Origin of the sequence: Streptomyces sp. M92 (assembly GCF_028473745.1) — a bacterium.
Lineage (GTDB): Bacteria > Actinomycetota > Actinomycetes > Streptomycetales > Streptomycetaceae > Streptomyces.
In genome coordinates this window covers 5,215,246-5,232,632 of sequence record NZ_CP101137.1, presented here as the reverse complement: position 1 = coordinate 5,232,632, position 17,387 = coordinate 5,215,246, and the positions used below count along the sequence as shown (strand labels likewise).

The window sequence follows — 17,387 nt, the reverse complement described above, 5'->3', positions numbered from 1 at the left end:
GGGCGCATGGGGCAGGATGGGGCCATGAGCGTAGTCAAGATCAACGTACTGACCGTCCCCGCCGAGCAGCGCGAGACGCTGGAGAAGCGCTTCGCGTCGCGGGCGCACGCGGTCGAGAGCTCCGACGGCTTCGAGTGGTTCGAGCTGCTGCGGCCGGTGGAGGGCACCGACAACTACCTCGTCTACACGCGGTGGCGCGACGAGGCGTCGTTCCAGGCGTGGATGGAGGGCCCGATGAAGGCGGCCCACCAGGGCGGCGGCGCGGAGGGCGGGGAGCGGCCGAAGCCCGCGGCGAGCGGGTCCACGGTGTGGTCGTTCGAGGTGGTGCAGCAGGCGGCGCCGAAGGAGGCATGACGCGACGGTGGCGGCCCCGGACCGGGGCCGCCACCGTGCTCAGGCGAGCTGGACGAGGAGGTCGCCGCCCTCCACCTGCTGGATGCGGTTGATGGCGAGCCTGCTGACCGTGCCGGCCTTCGGGGCGGTGATGGTGGCCTCCATCTTCATCGCCTCGATGGTGGCCACGGTGGCGCCGGCCTCCACCTCGTCCCCCTCGGCGACGGCGAGGGTGACCACCCCCGCGAACGGCGCCGCGACGTGCCCGGGGTCCGACCGGTCGGCCTTCTCGGTGACCGGGACGTCGGAGGCCGCCGACCGGTCGCGGACCTGGATCGGGCGGAGCTGCCCGTTGAGCGAGGACATCACGGTGCGCATGCCGCGCTCGTCGGCGTCGCCGACCGCCTGGAGCTCGATCAGCAGCCGGACGCCCGGATCGAGGTCGACCGTGTACTCCGTGCCGGGGCGCAGCCCGTAGAAGAAGTCCTTGCTGTCCAGGACGCTGGTGTCGCCGAACGAGGCACGGTGGTTGTCGAACTCGCGGGCCGGCCCGGGGAACAGCAGCCGGTTCAGGGTCGCCCGGCGCTCCTTGGCGAGCCCGGTGCGGTCGTCGGCGGACAGCTCCGGCACCGGCTTGGCCTCGGCACGGCCGCGCAGCGCCTTGGTGCGCAGCGGCTCGGGCCAGCCGCCGGGCGGGGTGCCCAGCTCGCCGCGGAGGAAGCCGATGACGGAGTCGGGGATGTCGAACCGGTCCGGTTCCGCCTCGAAGTCCGCCGGGGAGACGCCCGCGCCCACCAGGTGCAGGGCCAGGTCGCCGACCACCTTGGAGGAGGGCGTCACCTTCACCAGGCGGCCCAGCATCCGGTCGGCGGCGGCGTACATGGCCTCGATGTCCTCGAAGCGGTCGCCGAGGCCGAGCGCGATGGCCTGGGTGCGCAGGTTGGAGAGCTGGCCGCCGGGGATCTCGTGGTGGTAGACGCGGCCGGTGGGTGCGGCGAGGCCCGCCTCGAAGGGTGCGTAGACCTTGCGGACGCTCTCCCAGTACGGCTCCAGGTCGCCGACGGCCTGGAGGTCGAGGCCGGTGGGCCGCTCGGTGTGGTCGGTGGCGGCGACGATCGCCGACAGGGAGGGCTGCGAGGTGGTGCCCGCCATGGACGCCACGGCCCCGTCGACCGCGTCGGCGCCCGCCTGGATCGCGGCCAGGTAGGTGGCGAGCTGACCGCCGGTGGTGTCGTGGGTGTGCAGGTGCACCGGCAGGTCGAACTCCCGGCGCAGCGCGGACACCAGGGTCGCGGCGGCCGGGGCGCGCAGCAGCCCCGCCATGTCCTTGATCGCCAGGACGTGGGCGCCGGCGTCCACGATCTGCTCGGCGAGCCGCAGGTAGTAGTCGAGGGTGTAGAGCCGCTCGTCGGGGTCGGACAGGTCGGCGGTGTAGCACAGGGCGACCTCGGCGACGGAGGTGCCGGTCTGGCGCACGGCGTCGATGGCGGGGCGCATCTGGTCGACGTCGTTGAGGGCGTCGAAGATGCGGAAGACGTCGATGCCGGTGGCCGCGGCCTCCTGCACGAAGGCGTCGGTCACCTCGGTCGGGTACGGCGTGTAGCCGACGGTGTTGCGGCCGCGCAGCAGCATCTGCAGGCAGATGTTGGGGACCGCCTCGCGCAGGGCGGCCAGCCGCTCCCAGGGGTCCTCGGCGAGGAAGCGCAGGGCGACGTCGTAGGTGGCGCCGCCCCAGCACTCCAGGGACAGCAGCTGGGGCAGGGTGCGGGCGACGACCGGGGCGACGGCGAGCATGTCCTTGGTGCGGACCCGGGTGGCGAGCAGCGACTGGTGGGCGTCGCGGAAGGTGGTGTCGGTGACGCCGATGGTGGGCGACTCGCGCAGCCACCGGGCGAAGCCCTCCGGGCCGAGTTCGGCCAGCCGCTGCCGGGAGCCGGCCGGGGGGTCGCCCGCGGGCACGGTCGGCAGCTTGGTGAGCGGGTCGGCGAGTCGGGGGCGTTCGCCGTGCGGCTTGTTGACGGTGACGTCGGCGAGGTAGGTGAGCAGCTTGGTGCCGCGGTCGGCGGAGTGGCGGGAGGTGAGCAGGTGCGGGCGCTGCTCGATGAAGGACGTGGTGACCCGGCCGGCCTGGAAGTCGGGGTCGTCCAGCACCGCCTGGAGGAAGGGGATGTTGGTGGCGACGCCGCGGATGCGGAACTCGGCCACGGCGCGCCGGGCGCGGCCCACGGCGGTGGTGAAGTCCCGGCCGCGGCAGGAGAGTTTCACCAGCATCGAGTCGAAGTGGGCGCTGATCTCGGTGCCGGCGTGGGTGGTGCCGCCGTCGAGGCGGATGCCGGAGCCGCCCGGTGAGCGGTAGGCGCTGATCTGCCCGGTGTCCGGGCGGAAGCCGTTGGCGGGGTCCTCGGTGGTGATACGGCACTGGAGGGCGGCGCCGCGCAGGGTGATGTTCTCCTGGGCGAGGCCGAGGTCGGCGAGCGTCTCGCCGGCGGCGATGCGCAGTTGGGACTGGACGAGGTCGACGTCGGTGACCTCCTCGGTGACCGTGTGCTCGACCTGGATGCGCGGGTTCATCTCGATGAAGACGTGGTTGCCGTCGCGGTCGACGAGGAACTCCACGGTGCCGGCGTTGCGGTAGCCGATCTGCCGGGCGAAGCTGACGGCGTCGGCGCAGATGCGCTCGCGCAGGACCGGGTCCAGGTTGGGGGCGGGCGCCAGCTCGATGACCTTCTGGTGGCGGCGCTGCACCGAGCAGTCCCGCTCGAAGAGGTGGATCACGCCGCCCTCGCCGTCGGCGAGGATCTGCACCTCGATGTGGCGGGGTTCGACGACCGCCTTCTCCAGGAAGACGGTGGAGTCGCCGAAGGCGGAGGCCGCTTCCCGGGACGCGGCCTCGACGGCCTCGCGCAGCTGGGCGGGTTCCTCCACGCGGCGCATGCCGCGCCCGCCGCCGCCCGCGACGGCCTTGACGAACACCGGGAAGCCGATGTCGTCGGCGGCGCGGACGAGTTCGTCCACGTCGGTGGAGGGCGCGGAGGATCCGAGGACCGGTACCCCGGCCTCGCGGGCGGCGGCGACGGCGCGGGCCTTGTTGCCCGTCAGTTCGAGGATCTGCGCGCTCGGTCCGACGAAGGTGATGCCGGCTTCCTCGCAGGCGCGGGCGAGTTCGGGGTTCTCGGAGAGGAATCCGTAGCCCGGGTAGACGGCGTCGGCTCCGGCGCGGCGGGCCGCGCGGACGATCTCCTCGACGGAGAGGTACGCGCGCACCGGGTGGCCCGGCTCCCCGATCTCGTAGGCCTCGTCGGCCTTCAGGCGGTGCAGCGAGTTGCGGTCCTCGTGCGGGAAGACGGCGACCGTGCGCGCGCCGAGCTCGTAGCCCGCTCGGAACGCGCGGATCGCGATCTCACCGCGGTTGGCGACCAGCACCTTGCGGAACATTCTTGATCCCTTCAGCCTGCCGGGTGACGAGACCATGGTGTCGGCGCCGCCTCCGGTACGCCATGTGAGCCGGGCCACTCACAGGCCGGCACCCGGCCGTGTGAGGTCACGGTCGGGTCGGGTCAGACGTCGGAGTCGATCCCGGTGACGACCGTGGGACCGAGCGGCGCGCTGCCGTCGTCCAGGCCGGCCGCGCGCAGGGCGGAGTCGGCGACCTCGCGGGCGCGTCCCTCCGCGTGGGCGGCGGTGTCGGCCTCGACGGTGAGGCGGATGGTGAAGGTGCCGTCGTCGTTGACCGAGAGGGCGTCCAGGTCCTCCTCGTCTCCCAGGTGGGTGGTGCGGTGCGGGTCGGCGGGGCGCAGTGCGCGGGCCAGCTCCTCCCTCGCGGTGTCCTGGACCGCGCCGGTGAACGTGCCCGGCACCGAGATGACGTACGTCGTCATGGCACTCCTCCTTCGGCTCCCCTCCGCCTACCCCGATACCGCCGCGGGACCCGGCCCGGCGGCGTCGTCACCGCAGGGCGGCGGCGAGGCGCAGCCGCAGCCGGTCGACTCCGGCCGGTGTGCGGGCGGGGGCGGCGGTCGTGCAGTCCGGCAGCCCCACCCTGGCCAGGGCGCTCAGCAGGGCCCGGGGACCGCTGTCGAGGTAGGTGGTGAAACCCGCCCGGCGCAGTGCGTCCAGGGTGCGGTGGAAGACCATGGGTTCGGTGAGGTGCGCGGCCGCCGCGGAGCGCAGCCCTGCCGGGGTGCGTACGGAGCGGTCCGTGGTGGCCGTGTACACGGGGAGCGCGGGCGGGGCGACGGGCTCGGTGCGCAGGTGGCGGCGGAAGGTCCGGTGGACCTCGGTGAGCAGGGGGTGGTGGTAGGCGGTCCGGCTGGTCAACGGGGTGGCGCGGTGGCCGAGTTCCCGGGCCGTGCGCCGTACGGCGGCCAACTGGTCGTCGGGACCGGCCAGGACCGTCTGGTCGGGTGCGTTGCGGGCGGCGACGCGCAGCCGGGCCAGGTCCTCGGTCCGTATCAGGTCCGCCGCCCGGTCGGCGGTCAGGTCGGTGGCCAGCAGGCCGGCCGCCGGGAGCGCGGCGTCCCGCAGCAGCCGGTCGCGCAGGTGCAGCAGCCGGACGCCCTGCTCCGGGGTGATCGCCCCGGCCACGGTGAGCGCCGCGAGGTCGCCCACGCTGTGGCCGAGGACCGCGTGGACGGGCGGGTCCGCGAGGTCGAGCAGGAGGGTCGCGCAGGCGGTCACCGCGGCGTAGGTGGCGAGGTCGAAGGCCAGGGGTGCGGCGAGCACGAGCTGCTCGGGGCCGGGCGCGCCGGGGTCCGTGAGGAGGAGCCCGGCGGGCGGTCCGCCGCTGCCGCCGAGCTCCGCGCTGTGGTCGTCCACTCTCCGCAGCACCCGCGCGACGGACGGTACGTCGCGCAGGTGGCGCAGGGCGCCCGGGAGGTAGGCGCCCTGGCCGGGGCACATCAGCACGGTGCGCGGTGTGCCCGCGGCCGGGAGCGGGGGGCCGTGGTTCATGAGGCGGCGGCGAAGGCGAGGGCGACGTTGTGCCCGCCGAAGCCCATGCTCGTGCTGACGGCCGCGAGGGGCCCCGGGGGCAGGGGCACGGGGCTGCGGCCCACGACGTTCAGGCCGATCTCCGGGTCGACGCGTTCCAGGCTGCACGCGGGCGGCGCGGTGCGCTCGCGCAGGGTGAGGACGGTCAGGACGGCCTCGATCGCGCCGGCCGCCCCCAGGGTGTGCCCGAAGGCGCCCTTGGTGGCGCTGACCAGCACGTCGTCCAGGCCCTTGGCGAAGACCTGCTCCAGGGCCTGGGCCTCGCCGAGGTCGCCGAGCGGTGTGGAGGTGGCGTGGGCGTTGACGTGCCGGACCTCCTCCGGGTGGAGCCGGGCGTCGCGCAGGGCCTCGTCGACGGCGGCGGCGCAGCCCGTACCGCCGGGCGCGGGCTGGGCGACGTGATGGCTGTCGTTGGTGATGCCCGCGCCGGTCAGCCGCCCGTGGACGCGGGCACCGCGGGCGGCGGCGTGCGCGGCGCTCTCGACGACGAGCATGCCGGCGCCCTCCCCCATCACGAAGCCGTCCCGGCCTGCGTCGAAGGGCCTGGACGCGCCCTTGGGATCGTCCAGGCGCTGGGAAAGGGCGCCCAGCCGCGCGAACCCGGCGAGGGCGAGCGGGTGCAGCGCGGCCTCGGTACCGCCCGCGACCACGATGTCGGCGCGGCCGTCCCGGATCATGCCGAGGGCCTGGCAGAGCGCTTCGGCGCCGGAGGCACAGGCACTGGCGGGGGCGTGCACCCCGGCCTTGGCGCCCACCATGAGCCCCACCTCGGCGGCCGGGTGGTTGGGCAGCATGACCGGGATCGTACGCGGGCTCACCCGGCGGGCGCCGCGGGTCCGGAGGCGGTGGTTCTGCTCCAGGGTGCTGGTGAGCCCGCCGAGCCCCACCCCGACGACCACGGCCACCCGCGCACCGCTCGCGCCCAGGGACGACGCCTCCTCGAACCCGGCGTCGCGGACGGCTTCCCGGGCGGCGACGAGCGCGAACTGCGCCGAGCGGTCGCAGTGCGCCGCCTTGGCGGGCGGCAGCACGGTGGTGGGCTCCACCGCCGCCGGGGCCGCCAGATAGGCCGGCGCGGGGCCGTCCGGTGCCTCGAACTCGAAGTCGAGGCGTCCGACGCCGCACACGCCGGCCAGCAGGGCCCGCCAGGTGGAGGGGACGTCGCCGCCCAGCGCCGTCGTCAGACCCAGTCCGGTGACGACGGCGGCCCGTTCCCCGGGGGCCGGGCCGGCCGCGTGGCGTGGGCTCACGCGGTCCCGCCCGCGGGAGCGGTGACGACTTCGGCGAGGTGGGCGGCGACCTGCCGCACCGTGGTGAGCCGGTCCGCCTGCTCCTGCGGCACCTCGATCTGCCAGCGGTCCTCGATCGCGGCGATCAGTTCCAGCATGGCCAGGGAGTCGACGCCCAGTTCGTCCCGGAGGGAGGAGTCCGGTCCGATCTCCTCCACGGACAGGTCCTCGACCGTCGCGGCCAGCAGGTCCCGCAGTTCGTCGAGCAGCTTTCGTTCCTCGGCGGTGGACGGCATGTGCGTACCTCTTTCTTCTCGGTGCGCGGCGCCCCCGGGGGTGCGGTGGGCGGGAGGTCCCTGCCTCCCCGGGGGCGCCGGCCGCGCGGCGGCGATCTGCCGGGCGCACGCCGACAGGTTGTCCGGCGGCCCGGCACGGCAAGCGCCCCGCAGGGGGTGACGGCGGGGTACTGGGAGCACGCGAGGGGCTTCTGCGGACCGCGGTGTCCGCTCTTCACGTTGAAGCGCCCCGCGGCGGACCGAGGGTGCCGGCCGGCGGGCGCGTAACCGCCGGAGGGCCACCATCCGTTCCTCAGCGGACTTTGGCGGCTCTTTTAAGGCTTCTTGAAGATGACCTTCGAACGGGCGTTTCCGCGCCCGCCGGGTCCTAGGCTCTCGACCACCCCCCACAGTCCCGGTGGACGCGATCGCGTCCACCGGGTACGGGGGCCGAGCCAGCCGACCGACAGACCGAGGTGTCCTGCATGGGTTCCCGCCGAGCCGCTCGCCCGTCCCGCTCCCACGCCCGTCCCCGCGGCGGGCTCAGGACCCGCGGCACCGCGCTGGCCCTGGGCGCCGTCACCGTGACCGCGGGCGTCGGGATCACCCTGGCCGTCGCCGGCGGCGAGGACGGCGGGGCCTCGGACCGGGTCGCGGCGAGCAGCGCCGGTGAGGCGCCGGGCGCCGAGGAGGCGGCGGGCGGCGCGGTGCCGCTCGCCTCCGGCTCGGCGAGCCCGAGCGCCCCGGCGAGCCCGAGCACCTCGGCGAGCAGCTCGCCGAGCGGGAGCGCGAAGCCGACGGAGAAGCCGAAGCGGTCGGCGAGCCCCACCTCCGGTGCGGAGCGGAAGTCGGCCGAGCCCGCGTCGAAGGCGCCCGTGCGGACGACGGCGAAGAGCGGCGGCGACCGTCGGGGGAGCGGAAGCGGCGACTCGGAGCCGGGCGGCACCGGGGCCGACTCGGGACCGGGTTCCGGTTCCGGTGGGTCCGGCGGGCCCGAGGCGCAGGTGCTCTCGCTGGTCAACGAGGAGCGGGCCGCGGCGGGCTGCTCGCCGGTCACGGCGAACGCCCGGCTGACCCGGGCCGCCGACGACTACAGCGACGTCATGGCGAGCAGCGGTGTGATGTCCCACACGGGTCCTGACGGCTCCACCATGACGACCCGGGTCGAGGCCGCCGGGTACCAGTGGTCGACGCTGGGCGAGAACATAGCCCGGGGGCAGGCGGACGCCGCCTCGGTGATGGAGTCCTGGATGAACAGCCCCGGCCACCGCGCGAACATACTCAACTGCTCCTTCAAGGAGCTGGGCGTCGGCGTCCACTTCGGCGACGGCGGCCCCTGGTGGACGCAGAACTTCGGCGCCCCTCGCTGACGCCCGTCACCGTGTCCCGGCGCCGCCCGCGCCGGCCAGTACGAACGACACCCGCACCCGTGCGCCGCCCAGCGGCGCGCGGGTGATCGTCAGTTCGCCGTCCGCCGCGCGGGCCGCCCGCGCCACGATGTCCAGGCCGAGTCCGGTGGAGCCGCCGACGCTGACGCCCCGGGTGAGCGCCGCCTCGGGGTCCGCCACGCCCGGGCCCGCGTCGTCGACCGTGAGGATCACGTGCCGGTCCGCCCGCTCCACGCGCACGGTGAAGGCGGTGCCCTGAGGGGTGTGCCGGAAGACGTTGCCGATCAGGGCGTCGACGACGGCCGCGAGATCGTCCTCGGGGAAGGCGACGGGCGCCGGGCGCGGGGTGAGGGAACGCTCGCAGGGCCGGCCCTGCTGGGTGGCGAGGACCGACCAGAAGTCCAGGCGCATGGCGACCACCTCGGCGACGTCGCACGGTTTCGACGCGCCCGCCCCCGCACCGGCCAGGTGCGCGGAGGCCAGCGGTGTGCGGGCCGCGGCGATGATCGAGTCCAGCTCGCTCTCCAGTTGCCCGGCCGCCTCCGTGACCCGCCGGGCACTGGGCGTCGCGCCCATCCGGTCGGCCTCCAGGTAGAGGGCGGTCAGCGGGGTGCGCAGCCGGTGCGAGAGGTCGGCGACCAGTTCGCGTTCGACGGCGAGCAGATCGACGACCCGGTCGGCCATCGTGTTGAACGCCGCGCCGGCCTCCTGCAGCTCGGGCGGCCCGCCCGGTTCCACCCGTACGTCCAGATTCCCGGAGCCGAGGGCCAGCGAGGCGCGCTTGAGGCCGCGGGAGGAGCGGACGACGCGGGCGCCGAGCCGGTCGGCGACCAGCACCGAGCCACCGACCAGGCCCAGCGCGAGGAGCGCCATCACTCCCCAGGACGCGGCCACGCCCCGGGTGAGGTCGGCGGCGGGCACGAAGGCTTCCACGACCGCTACCCGGTCCCCGCGCAGGACGACGGGCTGAAGGTAGACCCAGCCCTCGTCAGTGTCCACGGCGAGCGTCTCGCGGCCGCGCACGGCCCGGTCGAGCGCGTCCCGGGGCGCGTGCGGGGTGCCCACGAAGCCGCCGTCGGGCAGCCGTACGACGAGCTGGTCGGCGGAGCCGAGTTCGGCGACGGCCTGCTGCACGTCGGCGCGCCGGGTGGTGAGGGCGAGCACCGGGGACAGGGCGGAGGCCCGCTGCTCGGCGGCGGTGGTGACCCGGTCGCGGGCCTGTTCGCGGACGAGGAGGGCGAGCGGGATGAGGAAGGACAGCGCCACCATCGAGGTGACGGCCAGGGCGATCCCGGCGAGGGCACGTCTCATGGCGAGCTGACCAACTTGATGCCTATGCCGCGCACGGTGTGGAGGTAGCGGGGCTTTCGCGCCTTCTCTCCCATTTTGCGGCGGAGTGCGGAGAGGTGGACGTCGACCGTCTGGTCCTCGACATACGGCTGCTGCCACACCTCGGCGAGTATCCGCTGCCGGGAGATGACCTGGTCGGCGTTGGCGGCGAGGTAGGCGAGCAGGTCGAACTCGCGGCGGGTGAGCGGGAGCTCCCGGCCGGCGAGGTGGGCGGTGCGCGCGGTGGGGTCGATGCGCAGGTCGGCGACCTGGAGGACGGGCCTGCGCGCCGCCCTGACGTCGGCGGGCACGGACCGGCGCAGTACGGCGGCGAGCCGGGCGGCGAGCTGGCCGCCGGAGAACGGCTTGACCATGTAGTCGTCGGCCCCGGCGTTGAGCAGCCGGATGATCTCGCTCTCGTCGTCACGGGCGGTGGCGACGAGGACCGGGACGCGGGAGATGCCCCGGATCATTCGCAGCACGTCGAGACCGTCGAGGTCGGGCAGCCCGAGGTCCAGCACCACGATGTCCGGCGGGCTCTGGGTGATGTCGCGCAGCGCCTCGAAACCCTGATGGGCGGTCTTGACCGCGTAGCCGTGCCCGGTCAGGACCTCGATCAGCGCGGCCCGGATCACGGGGTCGTCCTCGACGACCAGTACGGAGGCCATGGGCAGGCACGTTAGCCGGTCCGTCACTATGGTGTCGTGTCCCGCCTCCTGCGCTACCTGATCATCTGGCTGTCGTGCACGGCAGCCAGTGTCACGGCCGTCATCATCACGATCCACTTCGTGGTGGGCTCGACCCGGCCGACCGCGCCGGTCGCGCAGTCGGCGCCGAGTGAGCCGCCCGAGTCCCCGAGGCCCAGCCCGTCGAGGACCGCGGAGCCCTCACCCAGTCCGTCGGCGACCAGCCGCAGGCCCAGCCCCACACCGTCCCGGAGCAGCGAGAAGCCGCCCGAGCCGAGCCCGACACCGACGCCGACACCCACCGCCCGCACCACTCCCCCGGGCACGCCGGCCGGATCGGCCGAGCAGGGCGGCTCGGGGTGCGAGGGCGGTGCCGGCGTCTACACGGTGCCCTCCGAGGGCGGCAAGGCCACCGTGCGGTTCGGCGACGACGGAGTGTGCCTGGTCTCGGCGGTGCCGAACCGGGGGTTCACGGTGAGCACGGAGCAGAGCGGCCCGCAGACACTGACGGTGACCTTCTCGGCGAGCCGCCACCGGTCGGAGATCACGGCGACGACCCGGCCGCAGAGCCGGGCCGACGTCCGCGAGGTGTCGTGGTGACACCGGTCACGCGCAGGCGTTCCCGTTGACGCTGAAAACAGCCGGGGCGGTGTTCGCGGTCCCCTTCCCAGCGGTGAACCCGAGGGTGACCGTGCCACCGGCCGGGACGGTGGCGGTGTAGGGGGCCGGGGCGACGCTCACCGCGCCGCCGGTCTGCGTCGGTGTCCCGCCCCACATGCTGGTGACGGTCTGGCCGTCCGGGAAGGTGAAGTCGAGCGTCCACGGGCCGAGGGGGGTGGTCCCGGTGTTGCGGACGGCGATCTCCCCCTGGAAGCCGCCCGGCCACTCGCCGACGACGCGGTACGTCACCGCGCACGTGGCGCCGGGGGTGCCGCCGCCCTCGCGGGTCGTGACGTCCACCGTGGCGGAGCGGGCCGAGCGGTTGCCGGCCGCGTCCCGGGCGTAGACGGCGAAGGTGTAGGCGGTGCCGGCGGTGAGGTCCGTCACGGTGACCGATTCGGTGGTGGAGGTCGCGACCGGCGTCTCGGTGCCGCCGTCGACGCGGACGACGTCGTATCCGGTGACTCGGGTGTTGTCGGTCGCCGCGGCCCAGCTGAGGGTGACGGCGGTCTCCGTCACGGCGGAGGCGGCCGGGGCCCCCGGGACGGTGGGCGCCTCGGTGTCGTCCGGGGTGCCGCCGCCGAAGACCGTCGCTTCCTTCGAGGTCCGCGCGATGCCGTCGGCGCCGTGGAAGATGCGCTCGCCCCAGGAGCTGAGCCGGCTCGGGTCGAAGTCGAGGGCGAGGTCCAGGACCGGGTCGGTGTTGCCGCTCCACGACCAGGCCAGGTAACCGAGGTCCAGCCGTTCGGCGGCGGCCATCATGGTGTCCTCGTCGGGGTCGCCCCACTGGTCGGCGGGACCGCCGAACTCGCCGATGAGGATGGGCAGTCCGGCGTCGACGTAGGCCTGGAGGTAGTCGGTGATCTCCTGGGCGGTGTCGTAGACGCTGTACATGTGGATCGAGAAGATCAGGTTGCCGGTGGGGTCGGCGTCGTACACGGTCCGCGCGTTGGCCCGCATGACGCCCTGCCAGTCCTGGCCCCAGTTGGGCGCGTCCACCATGATCGTGTGCCGGAATCCGGCGTCGCGGAGCTTCTTCACCGCCGCGACGGTCGGGTCCGTCCAGCCGGCGGGGTCGGTGTTGCCCCACGGCTCGTTGCCGATGTTGACGATGACGTAGTCCTCTTCACCGGCCAGCACGTCCCTCAGGCCGATCCAGTAGTCGGCGGCGTGGTCGAGCGTGCCGGCCGCGGCGTCCTCGCCGTAGCCGGTGGTGTCGTGCACCTCCAGGACGCAGATCAGCCGGTTCGCCTTGCACTGGGCGACGACGCCCGCCACGTCGGCGGGGCTGTTCTCGCTCCAGCGGTGGCCGTCGGAGAGGACGACCCGGACGCTGTTGGCGCCCAGTGCCTTGATGTCGGCGAGCGACTGGGTCTCGCCGGGGTACCAGGTGTGGGCGTGGTTGACGCCGCGCATGACGAAGTCGTTGCCGTTGGCCTCCAGGAGCCGGCCCCCGCCGATGTGCAGACCGGTGGCCGCCCGGGCGCCGGGCGGCGACTGGGCCAGGGCGGCCACCGGAGAGAGTGCGCCGAGGACGAGCAGGCCGGTCATGGCGGCCAGCGCCGTGAGCAGGAGGGCTGATAAATGCTGCCGGGATGCGCGAGACGCGGTACGCACGGGGACTCCAGGGAGTGGGGAGGCGGGGAAGCGCTTACTATTGTGGGAGCGCTCCCATATACCCACGAAGGCGCGTACACGTCAAGACGACGTGCGCCGTGAAACGCATGTCGAGGGGAACGGGTACGTCCCGCTCACGCGGATGAGCGGGACGTACCGGGTCCGGTGCCCTCAGGATCAGGTCAGGGCAGGGTCCACTTCTGGTTGGGGCCGGTGTGGCAGGTCCACAGGTGGACCGGCGTCCCGTCGTTCCACGTACCGCCCGACGCGTCCAGGCACTTGCCCGACTGCGGATTGCGCACCGTGCCGTCCGGCTGCGCCGCCCACTTCTGCGCACCCGTCCCGTTGCACGTCCACAGCTGGACGCGCGTACCGTCCGCACTCGCGCCACCGGACACGTCCAGACACTTCCCCAGCGCCCGCAACGTGCCGTCAGCGGCCACCGTCCACTCCTGCGCGGACGACTGGTTGCACGACCAGAGCTGCACCGCCGTACCGTCCGCCGTCCCCGCGTTGTCCACGTCCAGGCACTTGCCGTTCACCCCCCGCACCGGCCCGGTCCCAGGATCGGGCCCCGGCGTACCGGCGTGCTTGACGCGGACGTCGCGGAAGGCCACCTCGTCGCCGTCGCCGTGGTTCTGGAGGCCGATGTACCCCTGCCGCAGGCTCCGCGCCGGATCGGTGTTGGTGAAGTCGTTGATCTTCACGCCGTTGAGGAAGACCTCCAGCCGCTCGCCGGTGACGCGGAGTTCGTACGTGTTCCACTCCCCCGGCGGGTTCAGCGCGGCGTCGCGCGCCGCGAGGTCCGCCGACTGGAACCCGTAGACGGCACCCGTGGTCCGGTCGGCCGCGTCCGTGGCGTCGATCTGGATCTCGTAGCCGTTGTCCACCGCCGACCAGGGGTCGGAGGAGGCCGGGAAGCCCACGAAGACGCCGGAGTTGTCGTCCCCGGCCGCCTTCCAGTCGAGCTTGAGGGAGTAGTCCCCGGTGAACTCCTCGGCGGAGTACCAGAGCATGCCCAGCCCGCCGTGCGAGGTGAGGGTACCGTCGGCGAGGGTGAACCCGCCGGGACCGGCCTGCTGCCAGCCCGTGGTGCCGGAGCCGTCGAAGAGGGAGGTGTAGCCGCTCTCCGGGCGGCAGTCGGCGTTGGTCATGCCGGCCGCCCAGCGGACGCCGCCGAGGAGGTGCCTGCGGAAGGCGGGGTCGGCGTAGGACTCGTCGGTGTGGCCGCCGCCGGTGTAGAAGGCCCGGCCGCCCTCGTAGTCCTTGCACCAGGCGATCGGGTGGTCACCGTTCATGTTCCCGCCCGAGTAGCTGGACTCGTCGAGCGAGGCCAGGACGTGGGCCGTGGTGCGCGGGTTGGTGCGGTAGTTGTACCACTCGTCGGTCCGCTGCCAGGTGCCGCCGAGGTGCGCGGTGGCGTCGTGCGCGCGGTCCTCGACCTCGACGGTGGCGGGCTGGATGGCGGGGTGGGAGTGGAAGAGGGCGCCCGCCAGCCCCGCGTAGAAGGGCCAGTCGTACTCGGTGTCGGCCGCCGCGTGGATGCCGACGTATCCGCCGCCGGCGTTGACGTAGCTCTCGAACGCCGTCTGCTGGGCGTCGCCGAGCACGTCACCCGTCGTCGACAGGAAGACGACCGCCTCGTACCGGGCGAGGTTCCCGGTGGTGAAGGCCCCCGGGTCCTCGGTGGCGTCCACGGTGAAGTTGTTCGCCGCGCCGAGATCCCGCAGGGCCGCGATGCCGTCGTCGATCGAGGAGTGGCGGAAGCCGGCGGTCCGGGAGAAGACGAGCACTTCGTACGCGGGGTCGGCCGCGGCCTGTGCCGCGGTGCGGGCGGTGGCGGTGTCGGGGGTGGCGCCGGGCAGGGCGGTGGCCTGGGGCGCCGCGCACAGTACGGCGGCGGCGAACAGGCCGAGGGCTGTTCTCAGATGGTGGCGCATGGAGGTCGCCTCCTCTCTACAGAAGGGTCCACTTCTGGTTGGGGCCGGTGTGGCAGGTCCACAGGTGGACCGGCGTCCCGTCGTTCCACGTACCGCCCGACGCGTCCAGGCACTTGCCCGACTGCGGATTGCGCACCGTGCCGTCCGGCTGCGCCGCCCACTTCTGCGCACCCGTCCCGTTGCACGTCCACAGCTGGACGCGCGTACCGTCCGCACTCGCGCCACCGGACACGTCCAGACACTTCCCCAGCGCCCGCAACGTGCCGTCAGCGGCCACCGTCCACTCCTGCGCGGACGACTGGTTGCACGACCAGAGCTGCACCGCCGTACCGTCCGCCGTCCCCGCGTTGTCCACGTCCAGGCACTTGCCGTTCACCCCCCGCACCGGCCCGGTCCGGGCACCGCCTTCGTCGGTGGTGAAGGAGAACTCGTCCACGTCGAAGAGGGAGCCGGGGCCGCCCTTGAAGACGAGGTGGAGTGTCGTGGAGCCGGCCGGCTGATTGCTCAGGGCGGCCGTCACGTCCTGGAAGGTCTCCCAGCCGCCGGTCACCGGGACCGTCGCGGTGCCGAGCAGGGTGCCGGTCGGGGAGCCGGCGCGCAGCTCGATGGTGCCGCCGGTTCCGGCCGAGGAGACCCGGGCGGTGAAGGCGGTGACGTTGTCGAGGGCGTACGGCCGAAAGGAGATCCAGTCGCCGTTCTCGATGTGGCCGACGGTCCTGCCTCCGTGCGCGGGCGCGTGGTTGACGACCTGGACACCCGAGGAGTCGCCGTAGTGCTCGGCCTGGCGGTGGCTGGGCTGGGTGATGTGCTGGTCGTGGGTGGTGAGGGCGGGCTGGCCGTTCGCGCCGTTGTCGGTGTACTCGGCGTCGATGACGCCGAAGATGTTGGCGTTCGGGTCGTGTTCGCCGTCCGCCAGGGTCTGGAGGGTGCCGGTGCAGCCGGTGGCCGAGGTCTGCGGGTGGCCGTGGCTGTCGTGGCCGATGATGAAGGTGACCTTCACCTTGGCGCAGTCGACGGTGCCGTCCTCGGGGTCGGTCACCGTCACCTTGAAGGGGATGGCGGCGCCGAAGTCGTAGACGCGTCCGTCGGTGGGCAGGTCGATGCGCACGCTGGGCGCGGTGTTGCCCACGGTGATGTGGACGGAGGCCGTCGCGGACTTGCCCGTCGTGTCGGTGACCTTCAGGGTGGCCGTGTACCGGCCGTTCGTGGTGTAGGTGTGGGTGGGGTCGGCCGCGGTGGAGCTGGCGCCGTCACCGAAGTCCCAGGCGTGGGTGAGGGCGTCGCCGTCGGCGTCGGAGCTGCCGGCGGAGGAGAAGGCCACCGTCAGCGGGGCGGTGCCGGAGGTGGTGTCGGCCCCGGCCTGGGCGACGGGGGCGTGGCCGCCGGTGATGTGCTCGATGCGGTAGAGGGCGGAGTTGGCGTCGCCGTTGAAGTAGCCGGTGCCGTAGTCCAGCACGTAGAGGGCACCGTCCGGGCCGAAGGCCATGTCCATCACCTGGGTGCCGCTCCAGGGGAAGGCGTTGATGGACTGCACGGTGCCGTCGCCGCCGGTCTCGACGCGCTTGATCCAGCGGCGGCCGAACTCGCCGGCGAAGAAGTCGCCGTCGTACGCCTCGGGGAACTTCACGTCGGAGGCGGAGTTCGCGTCGTAGCGGTAGACGGGTCCGCCCATGGGTGACTCGGAGCCGCTCCCGAACTCCGGTACGGAGCCCCCGTCGTAGGGAATCCAGGCGGGCTGGGCGGGCGGCAGGTCGGTGAGGCCGGAGTTGCGCGGCGAGGTGTTCCTCGGGGCGGCGCAGTCGAACGTGGCGCCCGCGCCGCCGGTGGCGAAGTCGTGGTCGACGTAGGCGTCGTTGTCGCCGGTGCAGTAGGGCCAGCCGAAGTTGCCGGCCTCGGTGACGCGGTTGAACTCGACCTGTCCGGCGGGGCCCCGGGAGGCGCTCGCGGTGCCCGCGTCCGGGCCGTAGTCGCCCACGTAGACGGTGCCCGTGGCCTTGTCGACGCTCATCCGGAACGGGTTGCGGAAGCCCATGGCGTAGATCTCGGGCCGCGTCCGGGCGGTGCCGGGCGGGAAGAGGTTGCCGGACGGGATGCCGTACGAGCCGTCGGCGTTCACCTTGATGCGCAGGATCTTGCCGCGCAGGTCGTTGGTGTTGCCGGCGGAACGCTGGGCGTCGTAGGCGGGGTTGCGCGAGGCGCGTTCGTCGATGGGGGTGTAGCCGTCCGAGGCGAAGGGGTTGGTGTCGTCGCCCGTCGACAGGTAGAGGTTGCCCGCCGCGTCGAAGTCGATGTCGCCGCCGACGTGACAGCACAGGCCGCGGGAGGCGGGCACGTCGAGGATCTTCTTCTCGCTGGCCTGGTCCAGGGTGCCGTCGGTGCGCAGCACGAAGCGGGAGAGCCGGTTGACGCCGTCGAAGGGGGCGAAGTCGGACGCCGAGCCCTCCGCGGGTGCGTCACCGGCCGGTGTGCCGAGCTCGGGCGCGTAGTAGAGGTAGACGAAGCGGTTGGTGGCGAAGCCCGGGTCCACCGCGACGCCTTGCAGGCCCTCCTCGTCGTGGCTGTAGACGTCGAGCCTGCCGGCCACGGCGGTGTTCCCCGCCGGGTCGGTCAGCCGGAGCGTGCCGTCGCGCGAGGTGTGCAGTACCGAACGGTCCGGCAGGACGGCCAGGGTCATGGGTTCGCCGGTCTCGGCCACGCCCTTGGCGAGGGTGACCTGTTGGAACTCTTCGGCGGCCACGGCGGCACCGGTTCCGTCGCCGCCGGGGTCCGCCGGGGCGGCGGTGGCCGGACTCACCGGCAGCATCAGGCCGAGGGCACACACCAGGGCCGGCAGTAAGGAGCGGACACGTCTGTGTCCGAGCGGTCTCGTGCGCACAGGGTTCTCCCGGGAAGTGTGGGGTGGCGGCAGGCGTGTGAGTCCTGCCGTGAGGGAGTACGGGCG

General features: G+C 73.5%; 14 protein-coding genes. 3 read left to right on the top strand and 11 right to left on the bottom strand.

Going from position 1 to position 17,387, the window contains the following annotated elements; all coding sequences use genetic code 11:
* Positions 1 to 24 precede the first annotated feature (24 nt).
* Entirely contained in the window at positions 25 to 354 is a 330-nt protein-coding gene (locus M6G08_RS23595) for an antibiotic biosynthesis monooxygenase family protein (protein ID WP_043383968.1), read from the top strand.
* Positions 355 to 393: 39 nt separating this feature from the next.
* On the opposite strand, the gene M6G08_RS23590 is transcribed toward M6G08_RS23595, so the two are convergent.
* The 5 genes from M6G08_RS23590 to M6G08_RS23570 form a co-directional block, all read right to left on the bottom strand.
* Positions 394 to 3,768: a pyruvate carboxylase gene (locus M6G08_RS23590; RefSeq protein ID WP_272589160.1), complete on the bottom strand. Its 3,375-nt coding sequence runs from the start codon at positions 3,766 to 3,768 to the stop codon at positions 394 to 396.
* 122 nt (positions 3,769 to 3,890) lie between these two features.
* Positions 3,891 to 4,211: a hypothetical protein gene (locus M6G08_RS23585; protein ID WP_272589159.1), complete on the bottom strand. Its 321-nt coding sequence runs from the start codon at positions 4,209 to 4,211 to the stop codon at positions 3,891 to 3,893.
* Positions 4,212 to 4,278: 67 nt separating this feature from the next.
* Positions 4,279 to 5,283 (bottom strand): ACP S-malonyltransferase, encoded by a 1,005-nt coding sequence (locus tag M6G08_RS23580; protein ID WP_272589158.1) that lies wholly within the window; start codon positions 5,281 to 5,283, stop codon positions 4,279 to 4,281.
* A complete protein-coding gene (locus tag M6G08_RS23575; RefSeq protein ID WP_272589157.1) occupies positions 5,280 to 6,572 on the bottom strand; it encodes a beta-ketoacyl-[acyl-carrier-protein] synthase family protein in 1,293 nt (430 codons plus the stop codon). Before M6G08_RS23575 ends, M6G08_RS23580 begins: the two co-directional genes overlap by 4 nt.
* Positions 6,569 to 6,847 (bottom strand): acyl carrier protein, encoded by a 279-nt coding sequence (locus tag M6G08_RS23570; RefSeq protein ID WP_272589156.1) that lies wholly within the window; start codon positions 6,845 to 6,847, stop codon positions 6,569 to 6,571. The genes M6G08_RS23575 and M6G08_RS23570 overlap by 4 nt, the downstream gene beginning before the upstream one ends.
* 464 nt (positions 6,848 to 7,311) lie before the next feature.
* Between M6G08_RS23570 and M6G08_RS23565 the strand changes: the two genes are divergently transcribed.
* Positions 7,312 to 8,196, top strand: coding sequence for a CAP domain-containing protein (locus M6G08_RS23565; protein WP_272589155.1), 885 nt, complete (start codon positions 7,312 to 7,314; stop codon positions 8,194 to 8,196).
* 6 nt (positions 8,197 to 8,202) lie between these two features.
* On the opposite strand, the gene M6G08_RS23560 is transcribed toward M6G08_RS23565, so the two are convergent.
* The 3 genes from M6G08_RS23560 to M6G08_RS23550 are packed head-to-tail and all read right to left on the bottom strand — an operon-like array spanning position 8,203 to position 10,555.
* The gene (locus M6G08_RS23560) at positions 8,203 to 9,525 is read right to left on the bottom strand and encodes a sensor histidine kinase (RefSeq protein WP_272589154.1); all 1,323 of its coding nucleotides are present in this window, start codon (positions 9,523 to 9,525) and stop codon (positions 8,203 to 8,205) included.
* Positions 9,522 to 10,211: a response regulator transcription factor gene (locus M6G08_RS23555; protein WP_272589153.1), complete on the bottom strand. Its 690-nt coding sequence runs from the start codon at positions 10,209 to 10,211 to the stop codon at positions 9,522 to 9,524. Before M6G08_RS23555 ends, M6G08_RS23560 begins: the two co-directional genes overlap by 4 nt.
* A gap of 53 nt (positions 10,212 to 10,264) precedes the next feature.
* On the bottom strand, positions 10,265 to 10,555 hold the full coding sequence (locus M6G08_RS23550; protein ID WP_272589152.1) for a hypothetical protein: 291 nt from the start codon (positions 10,553 to 10,555) through the stop codon (positions 10,265 to 10,267).
* Positions 10,556 to 10,616: 61 nt separating this feature from the next.
* Here M6G08_RS23550 and M6G08_RS23545 point away from each other — a divergent pair, with 61 nt between their 5' ends.
* Entirely contained in the window at positions 10,617 to 10,829 is a 213-nt protein-coding gene (locus M6G08_RS23545) for a hypothetical protein (protein WP_272589151.1), read from the top strand.
* A gap of 6 nt (positions 10,830 to 10,835) precedes the next feature.
* Here the strand turns inward: M6G08_RS23545 and M6G08_RS23540 are convergent, their stop codons facing one another.
* The 3 genes from M6G08_RS23540 to M6G08_RS23530 all read right to left on the bottom strand — a co-directional run bounded on the left by M6G08_RS23540 (position 10,836) and on the right by M6G08_RS23530 (position 17,249).
* Positions 10,836 to 12,506 (bottom strand): cellulase family glycosylhydrolase, encoded by a 1,671-nt coding sequence (locus M6G08_RS23540; protein ID WP_272589150.1) that lies wholly within the window; start codon positions 12,504 to 12,506, stop codon positions 10,836 to 10,838.
* 182 nt (positions 12,507 to 12,688) lie between these two features.
* On the bottom strand, positions 12,689 to 14,446 hold the full coding sequence (locus tag M6G08_RS23535; protein ID WP_272589149.1) for a lectin: 1,758 nt from the start codon (positions 14,444 to 14,446) through the stop codon (positions 12,689 to 12,691).
* 16 nt (positions 14,447 to 14,462) lie between these two features.
* A complete protein-coding gene (locus M6G08_RS23530; protein WP_272589148.1) occupies positions 14,463 to 17,249 on the bottom strand; it encodes a PQQ-dependent sugar dehydrogenase in 2,787 nt (928 codons plus the stop codon).
* Positions 17,250 to 17,387: the final 138 nt, after the last annotated feature.